The organism is Pseudomonas zeae (assembly GCF_014268485.2).
In the GTDB taxonomy this organism is placed as follows: Bacteria; Pseudomonadota; Gammaproteobacteria; order Pseudomonadales; family Pseudomonadaceae; genus Aquipseudomonas; species Aquipseudomonas neuropathica.
In genome coordinates, this window is the sequence record NZ_CP077090.1 from 781,952 (window position 1) to 802,660 (window position 20,709).

The window sequence follows — 20,709 nt, forward strand, 5'->3', positions numbered from 1 at the left end:
GAGTTACAGCAGGATCGTGCGGATGTCCGCCAGCAGGCTGCCCAGACGCTGGGTGAAGCGTGCGGCAGCGGCACCGTTGATCACACGGTGATCGTAGGACAGCGACAGCGGCAGCATCAGTTTCGGCTGGAAGGCTTTGCCGTCCCAGACTGGCTGGATGGTTGCCTTGGAAACACCGAGGATCGCCACTTCCGGCGCGTTGACGATCGGCGTGAAGCCGGTGCCGCCAATGTGGCCAAGACTGGAAATGGTGAAGCAGGCGCCCTGCATGTCGTCAGCAGTCAGCTTCTTGTCGCGGGCCTTGGCGGCCAGCGCAGCGGCTTCGGCTGCCAGTTGCAGCAGGCTCTTCTGGTCGACGTTCTTGATGACCGGTACCAGCAGGCCATCCGGAGTGTCGACGGCGAAGCCGATGTTCACGTATTTCTTGCGGATGATCGCTTTGCCGCTTGGCGCCAGCGAACTGTTGAAGTCCGGCAGCTCCTTGAGCATGTGCGCGCACGACTTGAGCAGCAGCGGCAGGATGGTCAGCTTGACGCCAGCCTTCTCTGCAACGGCTTTCTGTGCAACGCGGAAGGCTTCCAGCTCGGTGATATCAGCCGAATCGAACTGAGTCACGTGCGGGATGTTCAGCCAGCTGCGATGCAGGCTCGACGCGCCGATCTGCATCAGGCGAGTCATCGGCACTTCTTCGATTTCGCCGAAACGGCTGAAGTCGACGACCGGAATCGGCGGGATGCCCGCGCCACCGGTTGCGCCAGCAGCGGCCGGTGCTTCCTTGGCCTTCTGCATCATCGCTTTGACGTAAACCTGCACGTCTTCTTTCAAGATACGACCGTGCGGGCCGCTGGCGCCGACAGCGTTCAGCTCGACGCCGAACTCACGGGCCAGTTGACGCACGGCTGGGCCGGCGTGAACTTTGGCGCCCGGCTTGGCCGGTGCGGCGGCTGGAGCGGCAGCAGCAGGTGCAGCAGCCGGAGCAGCAGCGGCAGGTGCCGGAGCGCTCGGAGCAGCAGCAGCGGCAGCTGGAGCCGGGGCAGCAGCAGGCGCTGCGCCTTTGACTTTCAGCTTCAGAATCAGGTCGCCGGTACCGACTTCGTCATCCAGCTTGATGGAAACGCTTTCCACCACGCCAGCGGCAGGCGATGGGATTTCCATGCTCGCCTTGTCGGATTCCAGGGTGATCAGCGACTGGTCGGCTTCAACGCTGTCGCCAGCCTTGACCAACACTTCGATGATCTTGGCTTTGCCAGCCGAGCCGATGTCCGGAACGTGGATGTCCTGAACGCTGTCAGCCACCGGTGCTGCTGGCGCGGCTGCCGGAGCAAGCGCAGCGGCAGCGGCCGGTGCAGCAGCCTGGGCCGGAGCGGCAGCCGCAGGGGCCGCAGCACCCGCCACTTCCAGATCCAGAATCAGGTCGCCAGTGCCGACTTCGTCGTTGAGCTTGACGCTGATGGCTTTAACCACGCCAGCGGCAGGCGACGGGATTTCCATGCTCGCCTTGTCGGATTCCAGAGTGATCAAAGATTGATCAGCTTCGACGGTGTCGCCGACCTTGACCTGGATCTCGATGATCTGCGCCTTGCCCGAAGAGCCGATGTCCGGCACGTGCACTTGCTGAACCGAAGCGGCAGCAGGGGCAGCGGCTGGTGCAGCGGCAGCAGGCGCGGCAGCCGGTTTGGCCTGCGCTTTTGCAGCCGGCGCAGCGGCAGGAGCAGGGGCCGCTTCAGCGGCGCCCTCGACTTCCAGCTCAAGCAGTTCGTCGCCTTCTTTCAGACGGTCGCCCAGCTTCACTTTCAGGCTCTTGATGACGCCGGCTTTCGGGGCCGGCACTTCCATGCTGGCCTTGTCCGATTCCAGGGTCAGGATGCTCTGGTCGGCTTCGATACGGTCGCCGACCTTCACAAACAGTTCAATTACTTCACCTTCACCGCTGCCGATGTCAGGTACGCGAATGAGTTCGCTCACAAAATGTCTCCTCAGCAGTCCAGTGGGTTGCGTTTTTCCGGGTCGATGCCGAACTTGACGATGGCCTCAGCCACGACTTTAGGTTCGATATCACCACGGTCAGCCAGTGCTTCCAGGGCTGCCAACACCACGAAATGACGGTCAACTTCGAAGAAATGACGCAGTTTCTTGCGGCTGTCGCTGCGGCCGAAACCATCGGTGCCCAGGACTTTGAATTCCTTGGACGGTACCCACTGACGGATCTGCTCGGCGAACAGTTTCATGTAGTCGGTAGAGGCGATGACCGGACCTTTACGGCCGTTCAGGCACTCTTCGACGTAGCTCAGCTTAGGCTTCTGGCCCGGCTTGAGACGGTTGCTGCGCTCGACAGCGAGGCCGTCGCGACGCAGTTCGTTGAAGCTGGTAACGCTCCACACGTCAGCGCCGACGTTGAACTCTTCACGCAGGATCTTCGCCGCTTCACGGACTTCACGCAGGATGGTGCCGGAGCCCATCAGCTGGACGTGGTGCGCCGCATCGCGGGTGTCTTCTTCGAGCAGGTACATGCCTTTCTTGATGCCTTCTTCGGCACCGGCCGGCATGGCTGGCTGCTGGTACGACTCGTTCATCACGGTGATGTAGTAGAAGATGTCCTGTTGCTCTTCGGTCATCTTCTTCATGCCGTCCTGAATGATCACCGCCAGCTCGTAGCCGTAGGTTGGATCGTAGGTGCGGCAGTTCGGGATGGTTGCAGCCAACAGGTGGCTGTGACCATCTTCGTGTTGCAGGCCTTCACCGTTCAGGGTGGTCCGGCCGGCGGTGCCGCCGATCAGGAAGCCACGGGTACGGCTGTCGCCGGCAGCCCAGGCCAGGTCGCCAATACGCTGAAAGCCGAACATCGAGTAGAAGATGTAGAACGGCAGCATCGGCTGGTTGTGGCTGGAGTACGAAGTACCGGCAGCGATGAAGGAACTCATGGCGCCTGCTTCGTTGATGCCTTCTTCAAGGATCTGACCTTTCTGGTCTTCCTTGTAGAACATCACCTGGTCTTTATCGACTGGCTCGTAGAGCTGGCCGACGGACGAGTAGATGCCGAGCTGACGGAACATGCCTTCCATACCGAAGGTACGGGCTTCGTCCGGGATGATCGGAACGATGCGCGGGCCGATTTCCTTGTCCTTGACCAGTTGCGCGAGGATTCGCACGAAAGCCATGGTGGTGGAAATTTCACGGTCGCCGGAACCATCAAGGATGGCCTTGAGGGTGTCCAGGTCAGGCGTCGGTACGCTGAAGCTTTGTGCGCGGCGCTGAGGCACGAAACCGCCCAGTGCAGTGCGACGCTCGCTGAGGTAGCGGGCTTCGGCGCTGTTTGGCTCTGGCTTGAAGAACGGCAGGTTCTCCAGCTCTTCGTCCTTGACCGGGATGTCGAAACGATCGCGGAACAACTTCAGGCTGTCGACATCGACTTTCTTGGTGTTGTGCGCAGTGTTCTTCGCTTCGCCGGCACCGGTGCCATAACCCTTGATGGTCTTGGCGAGGATGACGGTTGGTTGTTCTTTGTGGTTGACCGCTTCGTGGTAAGCCGCATAGACCTTGTACGGGTCGTGGCCGCCACGGTTGAGCTTCCAGATCTCGTCGTCGGACAGATCAGCAACCATCGCCTTGAGTTCTGGCGTGTTGAAGAAGTGTTCACGGACGAACGCGCCGTCTTTGGCTTTGTAGTTCTGGTACTCGCCGTCGATGACTTCGTCCATGCGACGTTGCAGGATGCCGTCGACGTCTTTGGCCAGCAGTGGGTCCCAGAAACGGCCCCAGATGACTTTGGTCACGTTCCACTGAGCACCGCGGAACACGCCTTCGAGTTCCTGGATGATCTTGCCGTTGCCGCGAACCGGGCCGTCGAGGCGCTGCAGGTTGCAGTTGATGACGAAGATCAGGTTGTCCAGCTTCTCGCGGCCGGCCAGGGAGATCGCGCCCAGGGATTCCGGCTCGTCGCACTCGCCGTCGCCCAGGAAGCACCAGACTTTCTGTTTGCCCGGCTGGATGAAACCGCGGTGTTCCAGGTACTTCATGAAGCGTGCCTGGTAGATCGCTTGAATTGGACCCAGACCCATCGATACGGTCGGGAACTGCCAGAAGTCAGGCATCAGCCAAGGGTGCGGGTAGGACGACAGGCCCTGACCGTCGACTTCCTGGCGGAAGTTGTTCATCTGGTCTTCGGTGATGCGGCCTTCCATGAACGCACGGGCGTAAACGCCTGGCGAAGTGTGGCCCTGGAAGTAGATCAGGTCGCCGCCGTGTTCGTCGGTCGGGGCCTGGAAGAAGTAGTTGAAGCCGATGTCATACAGGGTCGCACTGGAAGCGAAGCTGGAGATGTGACCACCCAGGTCAGAATCTTTCAGGTTCGTACGCATTACCATGGCCATCGCGTTCCAGCGTACCAGCGAGCGAATGCGGCGTTCCATGAACAGGTCGCCAGGCATGCGTGCTTCGTGGGTTACCGGGATGGTGTTGCGGTAAGGCGTGGTGATGGCGTAAGGGAGCTGCGAGCCGCTGCGGGTCGCGAGTTCGCCCATACGGGTCATCAGATAGTGAGCACGGTCTTCGCCTTCTTTGTCGAGAACCGATTCCAGGGCGTCCAGCCATTCCTGGGTTTCGACGGGATCGAGGTCTTGCATGGCTTGCTCCAGGGCGGAAAGGCTTCCAGAATCGGTTGCCTGAGTTTGCGACTGGCCTTGTGGGCAGACGATTTAAAATTCTTGGATTGCCGATAGGTTGTTCCGGCGGCGTGTAGTTTTACTACAAATCTTCCGGCATTTCAGCCTTTCGAATGTATAGACGAGTAGTAAAACTACAGAAGAATGGCTTGTGGCCTCCGGCTGCGTTGTGAGAATAATCGTTAAGGTTGGTCTTTTACCATCCGAAAAAGGTGAAACTTTGATGTTCGCTGCCAACGATAAAGAAATTTCAGCTATTTCTAACTTTTGTTCGACAGTCTTTCGGGTAGCGGCTTTTCACCAATCACTACAAGCGGCCATTTACACGCCGATCAAGGATAGACCATGACCCTGCCCGTGCTTGCCGAACTGCCCGCCATTCTCCTGCCGTTGGTCACTCGATCGGAGCAGTCGTTCCGTACGGCCGTCGCCGCGCTGGAAGACGATCACGGCCTGGCGAACTGGACGCCAGAGCGCTGGGCGCAATTCGCCCGCGTCACCGCCGCCAGCGAATTCGTCATTGAACAGAGCGTTCGTGACCCTTTGATGTTGCTCACACTGGTGCAGTCCGGCGAACTCGACCGGGCCTTCGCGCCGGGTGAATTGTGTGCGCAGATTGCCGCTGCGGTGAACGCTGCCCAGAATGAAGATGAACTCGGTCGCGCCCTGCGCCGCCAGCGCGCCCGTCATCAAGTGCGGATCATCTGGCGCGATCTCACCCGCCAGGCCGATCTGGTACAGAGCTGCCGGGATCTCTCGGACATGGCCGACGCCACCATCGACCAGGCCTATCAATGGTTGTACAGCCGCCATTGCGAGCAGTTCGGCACGCCGACCGGCCGCCGCAGCGGTGAGCCGCAGCAAATGGTCATCCTTGGCATGGGCAAGCTCGGCGCCGTTGAGTTGAACCTGTCTTCGGACATCGATCTGATCTTCGCTTACCCCGAGGGCGGCGAGACCGTTGGCGTGAAGCGTTCGCTGGATAATCAGGAATTCTTCATTCGTCTCGGCCAGCGCTTGATCAAGGCGCTGGATCCGATGACCGTCGACGGCTTCGTTTTCCGCGTCGACATGCGCCTGCGCCCTTACGGTTCATCTGGCGCGCTGGTGCTGAGCTTCAATGCGCTGGAGCAGTATTACCAGGATCAGGGCCGGGACTGGGAACGCTACGCGATGATCAAGGCGCGGGTGGTGGCCGGCGATCAGGTGGCGGGTGCGCAGTTGCTCGACATGCTGCGGCCGTTCGTTTACCGCCGTTATCTGGACTTCTCGGCGATCGAAGCGCTGCGCACCATGAAGCAGTTGATCCAGCAGGAAGTACGGCGCAAGGGCATGGCCGACAACATCAAGCTCGGCTCAGGCGGCATCCGCGAGGTCGAGTTCATCGCGCAGGCTTTTCAGTTGATCCATGGTGGCCGCGATCTGAGCCTGCAACAGCGTCCTCTATTAAAGGTGCTGAGCACGCTGGAAGGGCAGGGTTATCTGCCGCCAGCGGTGATCAGCGAATTGCGCGAGGGCTACGAATTTCTGCGTTACACCGAACACGCCATTCAGGCGATCGCCGACCGCCAGACCCAGATGCTGCCGGATGGCGCGCAGGATCAAGCGCGCATCGCCTTCATGCTCGGCTTTGCCGATTGGGATTCTTTCCATGAAAAACTGATGTTCTGGCGCGGTCGCGTCGCTTGGCACTTCGCCCAGGTGATTGCCGATCCCGACGAGGATGAAAACGCCGAAAGTGAAGTGGTGGTCGGCGGTGAATGGCTGCCGCTGTGGGAAGAGGCGCAAGACGAAGAGGCGGCGTGCCGGCAGTTGGAGGAGGGCGGCTTTGCTGATGCCAGCAAAGCTCTGAAAGCGCTGGCCGGATTGCGCAGCAGCCCGCAATTGCGCGCGATGCAGAGGTTGGGGCGTGAGCGTCTGGATGCCTTTATTCCGCGTCTGCTCGCACAGGCTGTGGAACACGCCAACCCGGATCTGGTGCTTGAGCGGGTGTTGCCGCTGGTCGAAGCGGTGGCCCGGCGTTCGGCGTATCTGGTCTTGCTGACGGAAAACCCCGGCGCGTTGCGGCGCTTGCTGACGTTGTGCGCCGCGAGCCCGTGGATCGCTGAGCAAATTACGCGTTTCCCGCTGCTGCTTGATGAATTGCTGAACGAAGGGCGTCTGTTCAAGCCGCCCTTGGCACCGGAACTGGCGGCTGAATTGCGCGAGCGCCTGACGCGGATTCCCGAAGACGACCTCGAACAACAAATGGAAGCCTTGCGCCATTTCAAATTGGCGCACCGCTTGCGCGTGGCAGCGTCGGAAATCGCCGGCAGCCTGCCGCTGATGAAAGTCAGCGATTACCTGACCTGGCTGGCCGAGGCGATTCTCGAGCAAGTGCTGGCCCTGGCCTGGCGCCAGACCGTGGCCAAGTACGGCACGCCGCTGCGCACCGACGGCACCTTGTGCGATCCCGGCTTCATCATTGTCGGTTATGGCAAAGTCGGCGGCCTGGAACTGGGGCATGGTTCGGATCTGGACCTGGTGTTTATCCACGACGGCGATCCGCAGGCGGAAACCGACGGGCCGAAGTCGATTGATGGCGCGCAGTTCTTCACGCGCCTGGGGCAGCGGATCATTCACCTGCTGACGGCGCAGACCAACTCTGGTCAGCTCTATGAAGTGGACATGCGTCTGCGGCCATCCGGTGCTTCGGGGCTGTTGGTCAGTTCGCTGGGGGCGTTTGCCCGCTATCAGGAAAATGAAGCCTGGACCTGGGAACATCAGGCGTTGGTACGGGCGCGGGTGCTGGTCGGCAGTCAGGATGTCGGCCGGGCGTTCGAGAGCGTCCGCGCGCAGGTCTTGGGCAAGGCGCGCGATCTGGCCAAGTTGCAACAGGAGGTCAGTGAGATGCGCGCGAAGATGCGCGATAACCTCGGCACCAAGAGCACCGCGGCCGGTACGGCGGCAAATGCCTTCGACGCCACAGCGCCCTTCGACCTCAAGCAGGACGCCGGAGGTATCGTCGATATTGAATTTATGGTGCAATACGCGGCTCTGGCGTGGTCGCAAAGCCACCCGCCATTGCTGCGCTGGACCGATAACATCCGCATTCTGGAAGAGCTGGAACACGAAGGGCTGATGCCTGCCGAAGATGCCAGCCTGTTGCGCGAGGCCTATAAAGCCTACCGCTCCGCCGCTCACCGGCAGGCGTTGCAGAAGGACGCCGGGGTGATATCGGGCGATCAGTTTGCCGAAGAACGGCGGCAGGTTTTGCGGATATGGAAAGAGATGGGGCTAAGCTGAAACAAGCCAATGAAGGCAATGAGATTCAAAAGGTGGGAGCGAGCCTGCTCGCGAAAGCGGTAGGTCGGTCAGCATAGATGTTGAATGTGCCGACCCCTTCGCGAGCAGGCTCGCTCCCACAGTGATCTGCGCTGAGTCGCAGATAGGTGAACAGATGCAAAACCATGTGGGAGCGAGCCTGCTCGCGATAGCGGAGTGACAGTCGACAGTCATGTTGAAGGTAATGACCCATCGCAAGCAATGCCGCTCCCTCAGTGATTCTCGAGGCGGGGAGGCGTAAATGCCTCCCCGGTTCGTTTTTGGAAACCACATGAATATTCTGATCGTTGGGCCCAGTTGGGTCGGTGACATGGTGATGGCACAGACGCTGTTTCAGTGTCTCAAACAGCGCCATCCGCAATGCGAAATCGACGTCCTGGCCCCTGAGTGGAGCCGGCCGATCCTGGAACGCATGCCCGAAGTGCGCAAGGCTTTGAGCTTCCCGCTCGGCCACGGCGCGCTGGAATTGGCGACGCGTCGGCGCATCGGCAAATCCCTGCGTGGTCAGTACGATCAGGCGATCCTGCTGCCCAACTCGCTGAAGTCGGCGCTGGTGCCGTTTTTCGCCGGCATTCCGAAACGCACCGGCTGGCGCGGCGAATTCCGCTACGGCCTGCTCAACGATGTGCGCACCCTCGACAAACAACGCTATCCGTTGATGATCGAGCGGTTCATGGCTTTGGCCTATGAGCCGAACGCCGAGCTGCCGAAGCCTTATCCGCGCCCAAGCCTGCAAATCGACCCGGTCACTCGCGAAGCAGCGTTGGCCAAGTTCGGCCTGACCCTCGACCGCCCGGTGTTGGCCCTGTGCCCTGGCGCCGAGTTTGGCGAGTCCAAGCGCTGGCCGTCCGAGCACTACGCCAAAGTCGCCGAAGCGCGCATTCGTGAAGGCTGGCAGGTGTGGCTGTTCGGTTCGAAGAACGATCATGCGGTCGGTGAAGATATCCGTGCTCGACTGATTCCTGGCCTGCGTGAAGAATCGGTCAACCTCAGCGGCGGCACTTCGCTGGCCGAGGCCATCGACCTGATGTCCTGCGCCGACGCGGTGGTCTCCAACGACTCCGGCCTGATGCACGTTGCCGCTGCGCTGAACCGTCCACTGGTGGCGGTCTACGGTTCGACTTCGCCGGGTTTTACCCCGCCGCTGGCCGAGCATGTCGAAGTGGTTCGTCTGGGCCTCGATTGCAGCCCCTGCTTCGACCGCACCTGCCGTTTCGGTCATTACAACTGCCTGCGCCAGCTGATGCCGGATGCGGTCAACGATGCCTTGCAGAAGTTGCAGGGCTCTGTGGTCGAGGTTCATTAAGTTGCGGGTACTGCTGATCAAGACTTCATCGCTGGGTGACGTGATTCATGCGTTGCCGGCGCTGACCGACGCCGCCCGGGCCATCCCTGGGATCAAGTTCGACTGGGTGGTGGAAGAAGGCTTTGCCGAGATCCCGACCTGGCACCCGGCCGTTGGCAAAGTGATTCCGGTGGCGATCCGTCGCTGGCGCAAAAACCTCTGGAAAACCATCACCAGCGGCGAGTGGAAACGCTTCAAACAAAGTGTGCGCGCCAATAAATACGACTTGGTGATCGACGCTCAAGGCCTGCTGAAAAGCGCTTGGCTGACCCGTTACGTCAAAGCGCCGGTGGCCGGTCTCGATAAAGGTTCGGCGCGCGAGCCGATGGCTTCGCGTTTCTATGATCGCAAACTGGCTGTGGCCCGCGGTCAGCACGCCGTCGAGCGCGTGCGCCAACTGTTCGCCATCGCTCTCGGCTACGACTTGCCGAAAGGCTTGGGTGATTACGGCCTCAACGTCGAGCGTTTGGTCGAACTGCCGCGCAAAAATGCCTTTGTGGTGTTCCTGCATGGCACCACCTGGGACACCAAACACTGGCCGGAAAGTTACTGGCGTGAACTGACCGAGCGCGTCGGCTACCTCGGCGTCGGTGTCAAACTGCCGTGGGGCAACCCGCAGGAAAAGGCCCGCGCCGAACGCATCGCCGCCGGTTTCAAACACGCCGAAGTGCTGCCGAAGCTCAATCTGGCCGGCGTCGGCAAAGTCCTCGCCGGTGCGCAAGCCTGCGTCGCGGTGGACACCGGTCTCGGCCACTTGGCCGCCGCGCTGGACGTGCCGACCATCTCGCTGTTCGGCCCGACCAACCCAGGCCTGACCGGCGCTTACGGCAAGCTGCAGATTCACCTGGCCAGCGACTTCCCGTGCGCGCCATGCCTGCAAAAGAAATGTACCTATCAACCGACCGCGCAGGATGCCCGTCAGTTTGACCTGAAGCGTGAACAGCCTCTTTGCTTCACGCGTCTGAACCCCGAGCGTGTCGCCAGCCGACTGAGCACGTTGTTAATGGCTGAGGAGCTGCGCTGATGCAATTGGCATTCGTCCTGTACAAATATTTCCCGTTCGGTGGCTTGCAGCGCGACTTCATGCGCATCGCCCTTGAATGCCAGAAGCGCGGGCACCAGATTCGCGTCTACACGCTGATCTGGGAAGGCGACGTGCCGCCCGGTTTCGAAGTGCTGGTGGCGCCGGTCAAGGCATTCTTCAACCATCGTCGCAATGAAAAACTCAGCGCGTGGATGGCAGCCGATCTGGCCAAGCGCCCGGTCGATCGCCTGATCGGGTTCAACAAGATGCCGGGGCTGGACGTCTACTACGCCGCCGACGGCTGCTTCGAAGACAAGGCGCAGAACCTGCGCAACTCTTTGTACCGTCGTTGGGGTCGCTATCGCCACTTCGCCGAGTACGAGCGCGCGGTGTTTGCCAAAGACGCGAAGACCGAAGTGCTGATGATTTCCGAAGTGCAGCAGCCGCTGTTCATCAAGCATTACGACACGCCGCTGGAGCGTTTCCACCTGCTGCCACCGGGCATTGCCCAGGATCGTCGCCGCCCGGCGGATGCCGCTGAAATTCGCGCCGGTTTCCGCTCTGAATTCAATCTCAAAGACGACGAACTGCTGCTGGTGCAGATCGGCTCCGGCTTCAAGACCAAAGGCGTCGATCGCAGCCTGAAAGCGCTGGCTGCATTGCCTGCCGAACTGAAGAAACGCACCCGGCTGTTTGTAATCGGCCAGGATGACCCCAAATTATTCCAGATGCAGAGTGCAACTTTGGGTCTGGGCGACAACGTGACGTTCCTCAAGGGGCGCAGCGATATCCCGCGTTTCCTGCTCGGCGCCGATCTGTTGATCCATCCGGCGTACAACGAAAATACCGGCACGGTGTTGCTGGAAGCGCTGGTCGCCGGATTGCCGGTGCTGGTCAGCGCGGTCTGCGGTTACGCCCATTACATTGCCGAGGCGGATGCCGGGCGAGTGCTGGACGAACCGTTCGATCAGGCGCAACTGACGCAATACTTGACTGAAATGTTGCATGACGACGCTGCACGGGCGGCCTGGAGCCGCAATGGTCTGGCCTTCGCCGAGACGGCCGACCTCTACAGCATGCCGCAGCACGCGGCCGATGTGATTCTGGCGGAGCACGCTTAATGAAGTTGATGCTGGCTGAACCGTTCAAGAGCCTGTGGGCCGGCCGCGACCCGTTCGCTGAAGTCGAAGGCTTGCAGGGCGAGGTATACCGCGAGCTGGAAGCACGCCGGACACTGCGCACGGAAGTCGATGGCAACGGATTTTTCGTCAAGATCCACCGAGGTATCGGCTGGGGCGAGATCTTCAAGAATCTGCTGACCGCCAAGCTGCCGGTTCTCGGCGCGGGCCAGGAGTGGCAAGCCATTCAGCGTCTGCAGGAAGTCGGCGTGCCGACCATGACTGCCGTGGCTTACGGCGAGAAGGGCAGTAACCCGGCAGATCAGCACTCGTTTATCGTCACCGAAGAACTGGCGCCGACCGTCAGCCTCGAAGACTTCAGCATCGACTGGATCAAGCAGCCGCCCGAGCCGAAACTCAAGCGCGCGCTGATCGCCGAAGTCGCGCGCATGACCGGCATGATGCACCGCGCTGGCGTCAACCATCGTGACTGCTATATCTGCCACTTCCTGCTGCACACTGATAAACCGGTGACGCCAGACGACTTCAAACTCTCAGTGATCGACCTGCACCGTGCCCAGACCCGCACGAAAATCACGCAGCGCTGGCGCAATAAAGATCTGGCCGCGTTGTACTTTTCCGCGCTGGACATCGGCCTGACCCGCCGCGACAAACTGCGTTTCCTCAAAGGCTATTTCCAGCAACCGCTGCGCCAGATCCTGGCTGAAGAAGCGCCGTTGCTGAGCTGGCTGGAAGGCAAGGCCAACAAACTCTACGCGCGTAAACAGCGTTACGGGGATGCGCTCTGATGGCGGGTTGGACTCTCGAGCCGCAATACAGCGAGCTCGCCGAAGACTTCGGCAGTCTCGAAGCGGTATTTGCGTTGCAGGGCGAACGCCTGACCCGTGATCCGCTGTCGGAAGTGATTCGCGTGCAGCGCAACGGTGTCAATTATTACGTCAAACGCTATGTCGGCGCTGGTAAAGGCTTGCGCCGTTACCTCGGCAAGCCGCGGGTGAAGATGGAATGGCAGAACCTCAAGCGCTTCGCCAAGTGGGGCATTCCCACCGCTGAAGTGGTGGCCTGGGGCCTGGAACGACGTGGCGCGGCGTATGATCGTGGCGCGATGATCACCCGTGAACTGCCCGACACCGAAGACCTTTCGGCGCTCGCCGAGCGCAAGGATCCGAAACTCAAGGATCGCGCCTGGGTTGACGGCGTCAGTCGGCAATTGGCCGGCTATACCCGGACGATGCATGATCACCGATTTACCCATAACGATCTGAAATGGCGCAACCTGTTGATCGATGATCAGGCGCGGATATTTCTGATCGATTGCCCTAACGGCGAGTTCTGGCGCGGCTTCTGGCTCAAGTATCGGATCACCAAGGATCTGGCCTGTCTCGATAAACTCGCCAAATACCACCTGTCCAATACCCAACGCCTGCGCTTCTATAAGCAGTACCGCCAGTGCGATCGGCTTGATAGCGCCGACAAGAAACGGATTCGGCACGTGGTGAGATTTTTCGAGGGACGCGAATGACTGATTTTCTCGCCGCTGAAGACCGCGCACTGCTTGAGCGCCATGGTCTCGGCACTTTTGACGCGCTTTGGGCGAAGCAGCTTGAGGCCGTGGACGAACCCAATACCGCCCGTGGCGGTTGGAGCAGCGTCTTCCGTTTGGATCTTGAAGGGCAGGGTTATTACCTCAAGCGCCAGAGCAACTACCTGACGCGGACCTTGCACGCGCCTTTCGGCGAGCCAAGCTTTGCCCGCGAGTTTCGCAATATCAGTCGCTATCGCAAGCTCGGTATCCCGGCGCTGCAAGCGGCGTTTTTCGGTGAGCGTAAGGTCAACGGCGAAGTCCGTGCCATTCTGCTGACTCGGGCACTCGATGGCTGGAGTGATCTGGAATCGCTGTTGCAGCGTTGGGCGCAGCTCAGTGCTGCACAGCATTCAGCCATCCTCAAGGCTTGTGGATTGCTGGCTCGGCATCTGCACGGTGTGCGTCAGGTGCACGGCTGCTTCTATCCCAAGCATATTTTTCTGCGGGCAACCGGTGACGGGTATCAGGCGCAATTGATCGACCTGGAAAAGACCCGACCGTTGTTGTTTGGCATGCGCGACCGGATCAAGGATCTGGAGCCGCTGCAACGCCGCGCGCCGGAATGGAACGAGGCACAACTGCGTGAGTTGCTGGCGGCTTATCTCGATCAGTCGACCGATAGCACGCTGCTCGACAGCTGGCTCGCCCGGCTGACTGCGCGCCGCAGTCACAAGGAGACGCGCTGATGCAATTGTCCGAGCTGGCCGCTGTCGGGCGAGCCCCGCAACTGCCTCTGACGGTGACGCTGGCCGATGCCGCCGGCAGTGCTGATCTGCAATTGCTGAGTCTGCTGCGGGTGTTGCCGGGACAGCGTTACGTTGGTGCTGGTGTCTGGCGCGGGCGTCCGGTGCTGGCCAAATTGCTGGTCGGCGGCAAAGCTGCCCGGCATTTTCAGCGCGAGCTGGAAGGCGTGCGCTTGCTGGCTGCGCAAGGCCTGACCACGCCGCTGCTACTGGCCGATGGTTTGCAAAATGACGAAGGTGGCTGGTTGCTGTTCGATTTCCTTGAGGGTGCCGAAAGCCTTGGCGATGCCTGGGCGAAAGTCGAGTCGCTGCCGGTGTTGGCCGATGAGCAATCGGCGGTGCTGGCCGAGGCGCTGGGCGCTATTGGCCAATTGCACGGCAAAGGGCTTTGGCAGGAAGATCTGCACCTGGACAATCTGTTGCGCCACGGCGACCAGTTGTACTTGATTGACGGTGCCGGGATTTGCGCAGAAACCGCCGGCCAGCCGTTATCGCGGCAAAAAGTCCTGGAAAATCTCGGGGTGTTTTTCGCCCAGTTACCCAAGGCGCTGGAACCGTTCACTGAAGAACTGCTGGTGTATTACCTGTTGAGCAACAGCGAGCACGCGTTGCCGCTGGAGGCCTTGCAGAAACAGATCGACAAAGTGCGGCGCTGGCGTTTGAAAGACTTCCTGATCAAGGTCGGTCGCGAGTGCACGCTGTTCAGTGTGCAGCGTGGAGCGTTCGCTCTGCGCGCAATCCGTCGCGAAGAAGAGTCAGCCATGCTGCCGGTGCTGGAGCAGGCCGACGCGTTGCTTGATCAGGGTCACCTGTACAAGACTGGTGGTGCGGCGAGCGTTGGCAAGGTTCAGGCCGGTGCGCGCACGCTGGTGATCAAGCGCTACAACATCAAGGGCTTTGCGCATTGGCTCAAGCGTTTCTGGCGGCCAAGTCGGGCCTGGCATTCGTGGCGCGAAGGCAATCGCCTGGCGTTTCTCGGCATCGCCACACCCAAACCGCTGGCGGTGCTGGAACAGCGCTTTTTGTGGCTGCGCAGCCGTGCGTATCTGGTGACCGAGTTCTTGCCGGGGCCGGATATCATCGAGCGTTTTGCGCCTTACGTTGAAAGCGGTGAAGCGCCGGACGCGGAGTTGCAGGCGCTGGATCAGTTGTTCGCCAGATTGATTGAAGAGCGGATCAGCCATGGCGACTTCAAGGGACACAATCTGTTCTGGCAGCAGGATCGCTGGGCGCTGATCGATCTGGACTCGATGTGCCAGCATGGATCTGTCGGCAGTTTCGCGCCGGCCTATGCCCGTGACCGTGCGCGATTCATGCGCAACTGGCCCGAAAGCAGCGCGCTGTATCAGATTATTGATCTGCGTTTGCCGAAAGACATTTCCAGCGTGGCCTGAGACAAACCAGCAGTAGAGGACAAGATTCAGCGACTTGTCCTACAGCTTCGCCAGAAGCCATGAACTGTGCCCTGTTCAGTCCCGATGCTAATTTGCCCAACGACCTTGGAGGGCGAATTTTGACCATTAAACAGGCTGCAACGCTGAGTGTTTTTTCATGGATTCTGGCTGGCTGTGGCAGCGCCATGACTGTCTTGCAGGACGATGCCGACGTGGCGCGGGACATGCGCAAACAAAAGACCTATTGCCAGTCCATTCCGCGGATTTACAGCGGTCTGGCCTTCGATTTCTGCGTGTTGAACGCGCCGCCGGATCCCAGCGGTTTTCTGGTGCCATTCGTGTTGCTGGATCTGCCATTGTCGGGAGTATTCGATACAGTAGCGTTGCCCTATACGGTTTATCGTCAGCTCACCGACGGCAATCTTGGTATTTACTGGCGCAAGGGCAGTTATTGAGTAGCAGGGTAAGGTTTCTCCAGACCATTCACCCAGAGGGCAATCGCACAGGGTAATTCCCTACTCGTTTACGCTATAATCCCGCCCTTTAGCTGTCACTCGCCCTGTGCGAGGGCACATCAATTTTCAAGGCGCATCGCGCCTGCACGCAGACTAAAGAGGCTAGACCCCTGTGGCATTGACGATTCTTGGCCTGTCCGGCGCCCTTAGCCATGACCCTTCAGCAGCCTTGTACATCGACGGCAAGCTGGTGGCGGCGGCTGAAGAAGAGCGCTTCGTACGCGATAAGCATGCAAAGAACCGCATGCCCTACGAATCGGCGAAGTTCTGTCTTGAGCAGGCCGGCATCAAGCCGTCCGACGTTGACGTAGTTGCGATCCCGTTCGCTCCGATCAGCCTGTTCGGCAAGGCGCGCTGGCACTACGCCAAGCGTTACTGGTATGCACCGGATCGCGCCCTGGATGCGATCCTGATGGGCAACCGCCGCTACAAGCGCTACCGCAACAAGATTGTCTGGTGCCTGGAGCAATTGGGTTTTGATCCGAAGAAGATCAAGATCGAACCAGTCGAGCACCACTTGGCTCACGCCTCCAGCGCCTACCACTGCTCCGGTTTCAAAGAAAAAACCGCGATCCTCGGTATCGACGGCAAGGGCGAGTACGCCACGACCTTCTTTGGCTACGGTGAAAACGGCAAGATCCACAAGATCAAGGAATTCTTCGATCCGGACTCCCTCGGCGGCCTGTATGGCGCGATCACCGAGTTCCTCGGCTTCGAGATGCTCGACGGTGAGTTCAAGGTCATGGGCATGGCGCCGTACGGCGATGCCAGCAAGTACGATTTCTCGCGTCTGGCCTCGTTCGAAAACGGTGAGCTGGTGATCAACACCGACTACGCCAACGTTATCGGCCTGCGCCGCTATAAAGAGAAGGGCAAAGGCTTCTACTTCTCGCCTAAGCTGATCGAGTGGCTGGGGCCGAAGCGCGAAGGCGATATTGCTGACGAACCTTACATTCACTACGCCGCGAGCATGCAAGCGCTGTTCGAGAAGCTGGCGCTGCAGATGATCGATCACTATTTGGGTGACGTGCTCAAGGAAACCGGCAAACTGGCCTTCGCCGGTGGCTGTGCGTTGAACGTCAAACTGAACCAGAAAATCATTGCCCGCGACGACATCAAGGAACTGTTCGTGCAACCGGCGTCCGGCGATGCCGGTACGGCGGTCGGCGCAGCTGCCTATGTGTCCCACGCCCGTGGCGTGCCGGTCGAGAAGATGGAACACGTCTACCTCGGCCCGTCGTACAGCAACGAGGACGTGATCGCCGCTTGCGCCCGTCACGAGAACAAGCCAGCGTGGCGCAAGCTCGATAACATGCCGGAACAGATCGCCAAAATCATGGTCGATGGTAATCCGGTGGCCTGGTTCCAGGGACGTATGGAGTTCGGTCCGCGTGCATTGGGCGGTCGATCGATCATTGGTTGCCCGAGCGTGGCCGGCGTGGCCGACCGCATCAACCATCAGATCAAGTTCCGCGAGCGCTGGAGGCCTTTCTGCCCGTCGATGCTCGACACCGTTGCGCCACAGATGATCAAGATCGATCATCCGGCGCCGTTCATGACTTTCACTTTCGAAGTGGCGGACGAGTGGAAGACCCGTGTGCCGGAAGTCGTTCACGAAGATGGCACTTCTCGTGCCCAGGTCCTCAAGCGTGAATACAACCCGCGCTACTACGACATGATGAAGGCGCTGGAAAACCTGACCGGTAACGGCGTATCGCTGAACACCTCGCTCAACCGTCGTGGCGAACCGATGATTTGCTCGCCGACCGACGCGCTGAACATGTTTTTCGGTTCGGATCTGGAATACCTGATCATGGAAGATATTCTGGTCGTAAAAGAGGGTGTGAAAGGATACGAACTTGACTGAAACACTGATCAGCGTCGTCATTCCGGTTTACAACTATGCGCGAACGCTGCCTCGTGCAGTGGAGTCGGTGTTGGCGCAATTGGATGAAACGACGGCGGATCTGCTGGTCATCGACGACGGGTCGACGGACGATACGCCTGAGGTAGTGGAAAGGCTCCTGCTCAAGCATGGCGGTCGTTTTCGCGCGCTGCGTAAAAGCAACGGCGGATTGTCGTCGGTACGCAATCGGGGGCTGGAAGAGACAACCGGGCAGTATCTGGTGTTTCTCGACTCTGACGATGAAATGGCTCCCGGTGCATTGGCTGCGCTTGCGCAGCACATTGCCAGTCATCCGCAGACCCTTATGGTGATCGGTGCGCACTGGTCAGTGTTCGCTGACGGGCGCCGCAGTTTGCAGGCGGCCAGGCCTTTGCCTGTGACGCCCCGCCAGCGCCTGCAGGGTTACCTGCTGAACAAGACGGTGTCGATTTCCAACGGTGCCTGCGCGATGCACCGCGAAGTGTTCGCTCTGGGCAATTACCCGGAACATTTGCGCAACGTCGAGGACCTGCCAGTGTTTGCCCAAGTGCTGGCGCGCTACCCCTGCACCGTTCTGGACAAGCCTTTGGCGCTGATCCACAAGCACGCCGACAGCATGCGCCATGATTTGCGCCAGAGTCTTGCTGCCGGCACGGAGCAGGTCGTCAGCGAAGTGTTTTCCAGCCGAAGAATGCCCGAAGAAATGTGTGATCTGCGCCAGGCGTTTCTGGCACAACGCTGTTTGTCGCTGTTTCGCGACTGTTATTCCCATGGCGAGTACAAGCTGGCCAGGTCGTTCTATTTCCAGGCTTTGCGTGCAGACTGGCGGACGTTTTCACGCTGGTCATACACTCGCAAGGCTTTGCGGTTGCTGTTTCGGTAAGTGGGTCGCGGTGATGTGCGCGTACCTTGTAACGGATGTCGGTGAGGTGGCTGGGTGAAAGGTACGGGCGGTAGTGTGGCAACTCGAGTCTCCAGAGTCATCGACAAATACCCGGTCTGGCTGGCGTTTGTGGGCAGCGCGCTGTTATCGCTGATAGCCGTCCTGGGCACTGCAACAGTGGGGCGTGATGCCGCGCTGTACATCGATATTGCGCAACAGGTCACCGAGCACGGGCCGAATGTGGCTTGGGCTTCTTTCGACTGGCCCTGGTTTTCCTTTCTGCTGGCCGCTACGCATTCCATCCTGCATTTGCCGCTGGAGCTGAGTGCCTATCTTTGGTGTGCACTCTTTTTTGCCGGCACCAGCGCGTTGATGGTGGACTGCGTGCGTCAGCGGTCTGCGCAGGTCACCGGTTGGGCGTGCCTGGTGGTATTGGCCATGCCGGCGGTGAATGCCTTTCGAAACGACATCATCCGTGAGTGCGGTTTCTGGTTCTTCTGCACGCTGACGCTTTGGCTCGCGCTGCACTGGCAAGCCCGTGGCGGCTGGTTGCGCGCGGCATTCATCCACCTGGCAATCGTCGCAGCAGCCTTGTTTCGGCTGGAGGCCTTGTTGCTGGTGCCGGCGTTGGCTCTGTGGCAGTTGCCCAACCTGTGGTCATCTGGCCGGCGGATGCAGTTTGCCCAGTTTTCGCTGCTGCCGGTTTTGGGGCTGCTGGCCATTTCGGCAACCGGTGTACTCATGTCGGCGCGAGTGATGCTGTATCTGGACATGATTGCCCCGCACAGTGTGTTTGCGTCCTTTCAGATGCTGTGCGATCAGTTTGCCAATTCGCTCATCAACAAGTACTCCCAGGATGAAGCCGGGCGGATCATTTTCTTCGGCATCCTGGCGACCATGACCATCAGTTTCGTGAAGTTGATGGGACCTTTCGCCGTTCCCTTCATTCTGCGGCGTAACTGGGGGGTGCTAGGCGTCTACTGGCGCGACTATCGGCCCTTCGCTTGGGCGGCATTGCTGTATCTGGTCGTGCTGGTGCTGTTTTTCATCAAGCAACAGTTCATGAATACGCGCTACCTGAGCTTTCTCAATCTGTTGTTTGTGCCCGTGCTGGCGATGGGGCTGGCGGCGTTCGTTCGCGAGTTCCCGCGTTGGGGCAGGTGGCTGGTGGTTCTGTGTTTGCTGGTGATGCTGTCGAACGTCATCTCCACCGGGGCCGGCAAAACCCATTACGTCCAGGCCGGGCGCTGGTTGTCGGCCCATGTCGAGCCAGGTGCGAAGGCGTATTTCGAGGATGGGCGGATCAGCTATTACGCCGGTCGTGGCTATGTGATACCGGTATTGACCGCAGAGGAAGCGATGTCGGCAGCGCACGCTGGCGACTATCAATATTTCCTCATCGAGGCCAAGGGTGACGAGCCTTGGCTGAATGAGTGGCTGGTGGCGCACAAGCTGCGCATCCTTGAGCATTTCGCCAATCGCAAAGGTGCCACTGTAGTGGTCATCGGCCGCTAAGGTTTAACCGAGCAGCGGACGCAGGCGCGAGATCAGCGGCGCTTGCCGATTGCTCGGCAGTGCCTGCCGATAGCCCTCGATAAACGTGTCGCCGGCGTCCTGGCCGAGCAGCCATTGGCGGTCTTCCTTGTAGCGCAGCAAATGCGCGAAGTTGCGCAGGCGTTTACTGTCACTGAGCGCGTGCTTCTGGCAGCGCAGGTCGGCAATGTCGATCAGGCCCAAACGCTTGTCGGGGGTCTGCACGACGTTGCCAAAGTGCAGTGATCGAAAGTACACACCTTTTTCGTGCAGCAGGGCGAAGTACCCGCCCAGCTGGAATCTCAGTGTGTCAGCCTCTTCGTCAGTGCCTTGTAGCTGACGCACTGTATTGCCTTCCAGCGGGCTGTAATACACGCAGTCACGTTCGATGCTCGGGATGCGGTAGACCGCGATGACTTTGGGGCAGAGGATGCCGCGTTGTTCGAGGGCCCGGGTATTGTCGGCAAAGCGTTGTGCATAGGGGTAGAACAGTGCCGAACTGAGCAGCCGCTTGCGGCGGAACAGCTTGAGCATGCGTCCATCGGCCAATCTGAGCACCTTGTCGCCGGAACCGTCGGCTTCCAATACGTGTGCACCCTCGCGCAGTGCCTCGTAAGTGCTGTGATCAATCGATTGCATATCCGGCTCCCCATCATTAGCGGGGTATCTTAACCGACT

At 59.9% G+C, this 20,709-nt stretch carries 15 protein-coding genes; 12 read left to right on the forward strand and 3 right to left on the reverse strand.

All coding sequences use genetic code 11. The annotated features are described in order from the left end of the window. Window positions 1-3: 3 nt before the first annotated feature. A complete protein-coding gene (aceF, locus tag HU754_RS03420; RefSeq protein ID WP_186621229.1) occupies window positions 4-1,965 on the reverse strand; it encodes a dihydrolipoyllysine-residue acetyltransferase in 1,962 nt (653 codons plus the stop codon). A gap of 11 nt (window positions 1,966-1,976) precedes the next feature. Continuing rightward, entirely contained in the window at window positions 1,977-4,622 is a 2,646-nt protein-coding gene (gene aceE / locus HU754_RS03425; protein ID WP_007915682.1) for a pyruvate dehydrogenase (acetyl-transferring), homodimeric type, read from the reverse strand. Window positions 4,623-5,006: 384 nt separating this feature from the next. On the opposite strand from aceE, the gene glnE reads away from it, so the two are divergent. The 12 genes from glnE to HU754_RS03485 all read left to right on the forward strand — a co-directional run bounded on the left by glnE (window position 5,007) and on the right by HU754_RS03485 (window position 20,013). After that, the gene (gene glnE / locus HU754_RS03430) at window positions 5,007-7,946 is read left to right on the forward strand and encodes a bifunctional [glutamate--ammonia ligase]-adenylyl-L-tyrosine phosphorylase/[glutamate--ammonia-ligase] adenylyltransferase (protein ID WP_186621227.1); all 2,940 of its coding nucleotides are present in this window, start codon (window positions 5,007-5,009) and stop codon (window positions 7,944-7,946) included. A gap of 310 nt (window positions 7,947-8,256) precedes the next feature. Continuing rightward, window positions 8,257-9,291 carry a lipopolysaccharide heptosyltransferase II gene (gene waaF / locus HU754_RS03435; RefSeq protein ID WP_093430125.1) on the forward strand — a complete coding sequence of 345 codons (1,035 nt, stop codon included), beginning with the start codon at window positions 8,257-8,259 and terminating at the stop codon, window positions 9,289-9,291. 1 nt (window position 9,292) lies between these two features. Further along, window positions 9,293-10,354 carry a lipopolysaccharide heptosyltransferase I gene (gene waaC / locus HU754_RS03440; protein WP_077570514.1) on the forward strand — a complete coding sequence of 354 codons (1,062 nt, stop codon included), beginning with the start codon at window positions 9,293-9,295 and terminating at the stop codon, window positions 10,352-10,354. Continuing rightward, on the forward strand, window positions 10,354-11,475 hold the full coding sequence (locus HU754_RS03445) for a glycosyltransferase family 4 protein (RefSeq protein ID WP_186621225.1): 1,122 nt from the start codon (window positions 10,354-10,356) through the stop codon (window positions 11,473-11,475). The genes waaC and HU754_RS03445 overlap by 1 nt, the downstream gene beginning before the upstream one ends. Continuing rightward, window positions 11,475-12,281: a lipopolysaccharide core heptose(I) kinase RfaP gene (gene rfaP, locus HU754_RS03450; protein WP_186621223.1), complete on the forward strand. Its 807-nt coding sequence runs from the start codon at window positions 11,475-11,477 to the stop codon at window positions 12,279-12,281. The genes HU754_RS03445 and rfaP overlap by 1 nt, the downstream gene beginning before the upstream one ends. Further along, entirely contained in the window at window positions 12,281-13,015 is a 735-nt protein-coding gene (locus tag HU754_RS03455) for a lipopolysaccharide kinase InaA family protein (RefSeq protein ID WP_093430128.1), read from the forward strand. The genes rfaP and HU754_RS03455 overlap by 1 nt, the downstream gene beginning before the upstream one ends. Beyond that, the gene (locus tag HU754_RS03460) at window positions 13,012-13,764 is read left to right on the forward strand and encodes a lipopolysaccharide kinase InaA family protein (RefSeq protein ID WP_186621221.1); all 753 of its coding nucleotides are present in this window, start codon (window positions 13,012-13,014) and stop codon (window positions 13,762-13,764) included. The genes HU754_RS03455 and HU754_RS03460 overlap by 4 nt, the downstream gene beginning before the upstream one ends. Further along, the gene (locus tag HU754_RS03465) at window positions 13,764-15,215 is read left to right on the forward strand and encodes a lipopolysaccharide kinase InaA family protein (RefSeq protein ID WP_186621219.1); all 1,452 of its coding nucleotides are present in this window, start codon (window positions 13,764-13,766) and stop codon (window positions 15,213-15,215) included. The genes HU754_RS03460 and HU754_RS03465 overlap by 1 nt, the downstream gene beginning before the upstream one ends. Window positions 15,216-15,334: 119 nt before the next feature. Continuing rightward, window positions 15,335-15,670 carry a YceK/YidQ family lipoprotein gene (locus HU754_RS03470; protein WP_186621217.1) on the forward strand — a complete coding sequence of 112 codons (336 nt, stop codon included), beginning with the start codon at window positions 15,335-15,337 and terminating at the stop codon, window positions 15,668-15,670. A 172-nt stretch (window positions 15,671-15,842) separates the two neighbouring features. Then, the gene (locus HU754_RS03475; protein WP_093430132.1) at window positions 15,843-17,597 is read left to right on the forward strand and encodes a carbamoyltransferase family protein; all 1,755 of its coding nucleotides are present in this window, start codon (window positions 15,843-15,845) and stop codon (window positions 17,595-17,597) included. Continuing rightward, on the forward strand, window positions 17,590-18,498 hold the full coding sequence (locus HU754_RS03480; protein WP_095047259.1) for a glycosyltransferase family 2 protein: 909 nt from the start codon (window positions 17,590-17,592) through the stop codon (window positions 18,496-18,498). Before HU754_RS03475 ends, HU754_RS03480 begins: the two co-directional genes overlap by 8 nt. A gap of 75 nt (window positions 18,499-18,573) precedes the next feature. Beyond that, window positions 18,574-20,013, forward strand: a complete 1,440-nt coding sequence (locus HU754_RS03485) for a glycosyltransferase family protein (RefSeq protein WP_225919957.1) — start codon at window positions 18,574-18,576, stop codon at window positions 20,011-20,013. Between the two features lie 3 nt (window positions 20,014-20,016). On the opposite strand, the gene HU754_RS03490 is transcribed toward HU754_RS03485, so the two are convergent. Further along, window positions 20,017-20,670, reverse strand: a complete 654-nt coding sequence (locus tag HU754_RS03490; RefSeq protein WP_186621213.1) for a toluene tolerance protein — start codon at window positions 20,668-20,670, stop codon at window positions 20,017-20,019. Window positions 20,671-20,709 lie beyond the last annotated feature (39 nt).